This window comes from Saccharopolyspora sp. NPDC049426 (assembly GCF_040676935.1).
Taxonomy (GTDB): domain Bacteria; phylum Actinomycetota; class Actinomycetes; order Mycobacteriales; family Pseudonocardiaceae; genus Saccharopolyspora.
In genome coordinates, this window is record NZ_JBFAPZ010000003.1 from 586,226 (window position 1) to 593,019 (window position 6,794).

Genomic DNA, 6,794 nt, shown 5'->3' on the forward strand with positions numbered 1-6,794 from the left:
GACAGGCCAGAACCGCCCTGCTAGGAATTGTGATCTAGCGAACACACTCGAGGAGATCCGCAATGGGATTACGAGAGTTGGACATCGCAGGGCTGGGCGCTGTCACCGGCTACGGCTGGGGCCGGGAAATGCTGTGGCGAGGACTCGCCGCGGCGACGCCTGCCGCCCGACCGCAGGAGGACTACGGCGAGAACGGGCAGGGAGCCCCCTGGGCGGCAATCGTTCCCGACGGGGGCGAGACCACGGATGGCCCGAGCCGATTCCAGCGGGCGATGCGATTCGCCGCCCGCGAAGCCATCGCAGATGCGACGGAACGCGGATGGCGCCCCGGGCGGCGGGTCGGATTGCTCCACGCTGTAGTGCTCGGCGAAGTCGACCTGTGGAAGGACTTCTACCTCACACACGACGGACACGTGTCCGTTCGCAGCTACCTCGCACTGATGCCGTCAACACCGATCTCGACCCTCATGCAGGAATATGGCTTTCACGGGCCGGCCATGAACGTCGGCGCCATGTGCGCCTCCGGCAACGCCGGCCTGCTCACCGCCAAGGCATGGCTGGACAGCGGCATCGTTGACGACGTGATCTTCGTGGCCACCGATCTCTCCGTCACTCCGGAGAACCTGCAGCACTTCACCGAGCTGGGCGTCGCCATCACCGACACCGAACCGTTGCAAGCGTGCCGCCCGTTCCAGGAGGGCAGCCAGGGCTTCATCATGGGCGAAGGCTCGGTCGCCATGGTCCTTTCCCACGGCACGAGCAATCCCTACCTGCACGTGCTGGGCGGATCAATGTCGCACGACGCCTACCACGTCACCTCGATCGACCCTGAGCTGACCGACATCACCCGCTGCTTCACCCAAGCCCTGGACAACGCCGGTATCGCGCCAGAACAGGTGCGATACCTCAACGCCCACGGCCCCGGCACCCGCCAATGCGACAGAGCCGAAGCAGCGGTGTTCGACGCTCTGTTTCCCGACACAGCCGAGTTGTATTCGATCAAACCGCTCGCCGGCCATTGCCAAGGTGCAGCCTCCGCCGTCGAAATCGCCGCCACGGCACTGGGATACGACCGCGACCTACTTCCCGCACCACCACTGGTCGCTACCGGGCACCCCCGCCTGCTTTCCGGCCCCACACGACCAGCCGCCGGTCTGACGGTCAAATCCTCGATCGGCATGGGCGGACACAACTCCGCCGTCGTCCTCAAACCACCCCACATCGGAAGGCCTGCCTAATTCGGCCGTTCAGCCGCCCGCTCAATCGAAAAGGGGTGGACCGGCAACTAAATGTTGCGGTTCAGGTGGCTGAAGGCATGACCAAGAAAAGGCTTGCTCTCAGACTGTTCGGTGTGTGGCTGCCGTTGTCAGTTGCTGTAGTGCGCTGCGTACATCAGTGGGGACCGGGGTGTTGTGCAGGGCTTGGCGTGCTCGGGTAACGCGGTCGTCGATCATCCGTTCCACCCGGCTTAGCGCGCCGCTGTGGATGATGATGTGTCGGAGTTCGGCGCATCCGACCTCATCGATTTCGGGGTTGCCGTGCAGTGTGTCGATGCGCGTGAGTTGGTCCGGGTTTGCCTGCTGGCGGGTGATGGCCATGAGCACGGTGGGCTTGCCCTCACGCAGATCGTCCATGGTGGATTTTCCGGTGGCGCTGGGATCTCCGAAAACGCCGAGGAGGTCGTCGCGGAGCTGGAAGGCCTCGCCGAGAGGGATGGCGTAGTCGGTGTAGTGGAGGGCCAGGCTCGCATCTGAGCTGGCCAGCGCGGCGCCGATGTGCAATGGCCGTTCGATCGTGTATTTGGCGGACTTGTAGCGGATCACGTCGAATGCGACTGTGTCCGAGGAGCCTCGGGCTTGTTCGCGTAGTTCCATCGATTGGCCGGCAAAGATCTCGCTGCGCATCGCGTGCAGCCAAGGCAACGCACGCGCGAGGTGACTCTCAGGCAGGTGGCAGGAATGAAACATCTCGTCGGACAGCGTGAGTAGGAGGTCGCCGGCCAGTATGGCCATGCTGTGGCCGAAGCGGTCCCCGTCGCCACGCCACCCTTGCTGGGCGTGCAGGTCTGCCCAGGCGCGGTGCAGGCTTGGCTTTCCGCGCCGCTGCGGGCTGGCGTCCATCAGGTCGTCGTGGATGAGGGCGAAGGCGTGGAACAGTTCCAGTGAGGCTGCCGCGGTGATGATGCCCTCGCCGTCCTGGCCGCCGGCTCCGCGCCAGCCCCAGTAGCAGAACAACGGACGAAGCCGTTTTCCCCCGTGCAGGACGAAATCACGCAGCAGTGCAGCCGAGTGCGGGTCGCCGAGCTTGTCGTGCTGCCCGGCCTGTGTGGCGAGGAACCGGTGCAGGGCGGCATCGACGCTGCGTCGGATGTCGTCGGCAGACGGTGCGATGCCCACGTCCTCGGCGTCCCCGTGGATGGTTGTCATGCTCACCCCGTACTCGGATGTTGGAATGTCAGGCCCTGTCGGACGTCGACGACGGTCATGCCTGCCTGCTGTGCAGCCTGCACACCCTCGTCGGTGTTGTCGTAGGCCAGGCACCGGCTCGGATCCACGCGCAGCCGGCGCGCGGCAAGCAGGTAGGCGTCGGGAGCGGGCTTGACGGCGCGGACATCCTCTGCGGTGATCACCGTGTGGAACAGGCCATCGAACGCCACGGCGCGCAACCCCGCCCGCACCGCGTCGGCATAGTTGGCGGAGGCAACCGCAAGCGGCATCCCCTGCCCTGCCAGCTCGATCGCCACGTCCACGGCGGGCAAGGCCTTGAGTCCGGTGCTGTTGTCGAGCCAGTACTGCCGGCCTGCCACTACGAGTTCAGCGACAGGAATTCCGTAGTCGTGTTCGAGTCGCTCGCGGCAGGCTTGTTGCGAGGTGACCGGCACCGTGTCCCACCACTGGGCTGACGGCGTGATGCCGTGGTGGGCGAGGGCGGCACGCAGAGCGCCCAGGTTTAATTCCGTGGTGTCGGCGAGTGTGCCGTCGAAGTCGAATATGCAGGCGTCATACTTCTCGGCCCGTGCATCCACAGTCGTTTCCTTGTCGTTGTCAGCGCGGGCGGATGGCGCGGATGTCGGCGGTGAAAACTGGTGGAGTTCCCTCGAGGACGCCGGGGTACTGATGGCCTTGGCCCAGAGAGGTCAGCTGGGGACGCCCGTCAGCGCCCAGGAGCGGGCGCTCGTCGAGGAATTTCGCCATGGCCTTCTTGTATTCGGCGTGGTCGAAGAAGTCCCTGCCACCCGCCTGCACATCGATGAACCCTGCGTCGGCGATGGCCTGCGCCACCTCGTCGAGCAGGCGGGTGATGTTGCAGGCGAATATCTCGTTCATGCCCGCCAGCGCGGTCGTCTCGGCCGGGGTCAGCGGGCCTTCTTCGACGAACTGATCCTTGACGTACAGCGCACCACCGGGTTTCAGCACGCGCAACGCCTCACCGAACAGCGCCACGTTGTCCTCCGTGTAACACGCCGACTCCAGGAAGTACACAACGTCGAAAGTACCGTCAGGAAAAGGCATCTGATGGTAGTCACCGACGCGCACCCGGATGCGGTCAGCAAGCCCGCGGGCCTGCAGGTGGGCGGTTCCCGCCGCAGCCTGCACCTCAGAAATGGTCATCGCGTCGATGGTGAGATCACCGGTGTGCTCGACGATGTCCACCGCCGGCCCACACGCGCCGCACCCTGCGTCCAGCACCCGCATACCCGCGCCAATACCCGCACGGCCGGCGAGAAACACATTGGTGTCGCGATACGGGGTGGCGCTGTGACCGATCACGGTACCCGCCTGATACGTGTGGCCAACGTCGCTCAGAATCACACTGGTCCATGCGTCGAAGTAGTCACGAACTCCGGTCACGCTCTTGCCACTCATCGGTGGTTCTCCCCGTGATGATTGCGTCGGCACACGACGCACGGAAAAATCGAAAATGCTCCCAGAAACGACGAAGGCGCACGTGATGCCGAGCTGACAGCACCACCTGTCCCCACCGGCGCCGACCACACCGGCCACCGTCTACGCCGCCGTCTGCCAACTGCACCAGCGTCCGTCTGCGCGGCGCCCGCCACATGGACGGGAGGATTTCGCTGTGCAGTTGCGAGACGCCCTCGGCGAGGAACCTGCGCGTCCACGGGCACGGGATTGCCTCGGCAAGCGCACCCCTCGACAAGGCTGGGCTCTCCAGAACACGAAACACGGTGCCCAGAAGCCTGATCCCTACTCGGTGGATCGTCCACTCTGCACTCCTTCGACCAGCACACTTCCACCGGATCACCGCGCGCCTGACCCGTAGAAGCCGCGCGGATCTTCACGGTGTTGATCTCCATCCGGAACCCGACTGGTGCACATAGAAGTGGCTCGCTGTCGCCGTGACAAAGCCGTGATCAACCCCGTCTAGTCGCTCTTACTGTTGCCCTTACAGTATGGGCGACTATTCGCCGGGACAAGCCTTCAGTGCCGGCGCGCGAGAGGAGTTGGGATGGTTCACCCCGCCACCGATCACGAGGAAGCCGCTCCGGCGTCGGGCACGCGACGCCGGAGCTTCCTCACTTATGTCGCGGCAGCGCCGATGCTGACGATCGCCGGCAAGTTCGTGCTGGAGGGCGAGGCCACCGCCGCTGCCACGCCGGTCTCCGGACAGCTGCCGCTTCCCAGCGTCGCGGGGGTCTTCGACGCCGGAGACCTGATGAAGCTGGCCACCGCGCCCACCATGCCGCTGCTGAAGCTCGAGTTCAGCGCGGATAACAAGGTCCTCTTCGAACTGCCGCGGCTGGAGTCCGGGCAGGGCATCAACACCACCGTGGTGATGATGCTGGCCGAGGAACTCGGCGCCCGCACCCAAGACGTCGTGGTGCGGTTATCCGATGCCCGCCCGGAGCTGCTGTTCAACCAGATCACGGCCGCCTCGACCTCGGTGCGCACGTTCTGGAAGCCGTTACGCCAGATGGCCGCCGCCGCGCGTTCTCGGTTGATCACCGCCGCCGCCCAGAAGTGGGACGTGCCCGCGAGTGGTCTGTCCACCCAGGGCACCGGGGTGGTCGGCCCCGGCGGCCGCAAGGCCACCTTCGGCGAACTGGCCAAGGACGCCGCCAAGGTGCTCGCACCAGCGGTCCCAGCCAGCCCGAAGAACCCGAAGGACTTCACGATCCTCGGCAAGCCGCACACACGCTCCGATGCGGTCGACATCATCACCGGCAAGGCCCGCTACGTCGGCGACCTGAAGATCCCGGGTTCCGTGGTGGCCGTCGTGGTTCGCCCGCCGACGCTGAGCGGTGAGGTCGCCTCCTACGACGACTCGGCCCTCCGCAACACCCCCGGGTTCAAGGGCACCGTCAAGCTCTCCACCGGTGTCGCGGTGTGCGCCGAGTACACCTGGCAAGCCATGGAACTCGCCAAGGAGCTCAAGGTCACCTGGAAACCCGGCCCCCTCACCGACACCTCCTCAGCGGACATCCAGGAGAAGCTGGCCGGCCTGACCGGCAGCCTCGACGACTCGGTCGCCGACGGCGACGGCGACGAGATCGACGCGAGCTTCGACTTCGCCTTCGTCAGCCACGCGCCGATGGAGGTCAACTACGCGATCGCCGACGTCACCGATGGCCGCGCCGAGATCTGGGTTCCCTCGCAGGCGCCCGTCGACGGGCAGAAAGACATCGCCGCGGCGATCGGCATCCCCGACGTCAAGGTGCACGTCACCCGCGCCGGCGGTTCGTTCGGCAGGTGCCTGTTCCACGACGCGGCGATCGAGGCCGCCGAGGTCTCCAAGGCCATCGGCAAGCCGGTCAAGCTGATGTGGACCCGCAACGACGACACCCGCCACGGCCGGATGCGTCCCGCCTCGCACCACCGCGTGAAGGCTTCCTTCCGCAGCGGCAAGGTGCGGTCCTGGGCGCACAAGATGGCAACCGTCCAGGTCGACTTCAGCCACGGCGTCGGCGACCTGCTCGTCTCCACCCTCATCGAGGCCCACGTCGGCAAGATGCCGATCAGTCAGGGCTACTTCGCCCTGACCCAGTCGGTGCCCTACGAGTTCGGCGCGACCAGCATCTCGCTGACCGACTTGGAAATCGAAGGTCTGCACACCGGCAGCTGGCGGTCGGTGCACTCGGCGACCTTCCGCACCGCGGAGGACCTGGTCATCGACCAGATCGCGGAGAAGGCCGGTTCCGACGCGGCGAAATTCCGGCTGGACAACGCCAAGAGCGACCGCGCCAAGGCCGTGCTGCAGAAGGTCATCAAGGACGGCAAGTGGGGCCGCCCGATGCCCCAGGGCCACGCGCAGGGCATCTCGATGCACGAGGAGTACAAGTCCGTCGCGGCCTGCCTGGTCGAGATCAACGCCACCGACCCGAAGAACCCGCGGGTCACCAAGGCCGTCATCGCCGTCGACGCCGGTCTGCCGCTGAACCCCAAGGGCATCGAGGCCCAGATGATGGGCGGCCTCACCGACGCCATCTCCACGGTGCTGCAGGCCGGCATCCACATCGACAACGGCGCGGTGCGCGAGGGCAGCTACGCCGACTTCAAGTGGGCACGCCAGCGCCACACCCCGCCGGAGCTGCAGATCCACGTCATGCCGGCCACCACCGACGAACCCGGCGGCGTGGCCGAGCTGGGGGTTCCGGTGTGCGCGGGTGCCGTGGCCACCGCCTACGCCCGGGCGACCGGTACGCAGCCGCGCAGCTTCCCGATCAACTTCTGAGGAGTTCCCGAGCGACATGCCCAAGTACGAGTTCACCGTCAACGGCAAGGACGTCGAGGTCGACGTCCCCGCGGAGATGCCCCTGCTGTGGGTGCTGCGCG

At 66.1% G+C, this 6,794-nt stretch carries 5 protein-coding genes; 2 read left to right on the forward strand and 3 right to left on the reverse strand.

Annotation, left to right across the window (positions count from 1 at the left end; translation table 11 throughout):
• Positions 1-62: 62 nt before the first annotated feature.
• Complete coding sequence (locus tag AB0J78_RS08880) at positions 63-1,238, forward strand: beta-ketoacyl synthase N-terminal-like domain-containing protein (protein ID WP_363788125.1); 1,176 nt, start codon at positions 63-65, stop codon at positions 1,236-1,238.
• A 99-nt stretch (positions 1,239-1,337) separates the two neighbouring features.
• On the opposite strand, the gene AB0J78_RS08885 is transcribed toward AB0J78_RS08880, so the two are convergent.
• From AB0J78_RS08885 to AB0J78_RS08895, 3 genes are read right to left on the reverse strand one after another with little or no spacing between them, the layout of a single operon-like run.
• Entirely contained in the window at positions 1,338-2,426 is a 1,089-nt protein-coding gene (locus AB0J78_RS08885; protein ID WP_363788126.1) for a polyprenyl synthetase family protein, read from the reverse strand.
• A gap of 2 nt (positions 2,427-2,428) precedes the next feature.
• Positions 2,429-3,025: an HAD family phosphatase gene (locus AB0J78_RS08890; protein WP_363788127.1), complete on the reverse strand. Its 597-nt coding sequence runs from the start codon at positions 3,023-3,025 to the stop codon at positions 2,429-2,431.
• Positions 3,026-3,044: 19 nt separating this feature from the next.
• The gene (locus AB0J78_RS08895; protein ID WP_363788128.1) at positions 3,045-3,866 is read right to left on the reverse strand and encodes a class I SAM-dependent methyltransferase; all 822 of its coding nucleotides are present in this window, start codon (positions 3,864-3,866) and stop codon (positions 3,045-3,047) included.
• Positions 3,867-4,470: 604 nt separating this feature from the next.
• Between AB0J78_RS08895 and AB0J78_RS08900 the strand changes: the two genes are divergently transcribed.
• The gene (locus AB0J78_RS08900; RefSeq protein ID WP_363788129.1) at positions 4,471-6,693 is read left to right on the forward strand and encodes a molybdopterin cofactor-binding domain-containing protein; all 2,223 of its coding nucleotides are present in this window, start codon (positions 4,471-4,473) and stop codon (positions 6,691-6,693) included.
• The last annotated feature ends 101 nt before the right edge of the window (positions 6,694-6,794 follow it).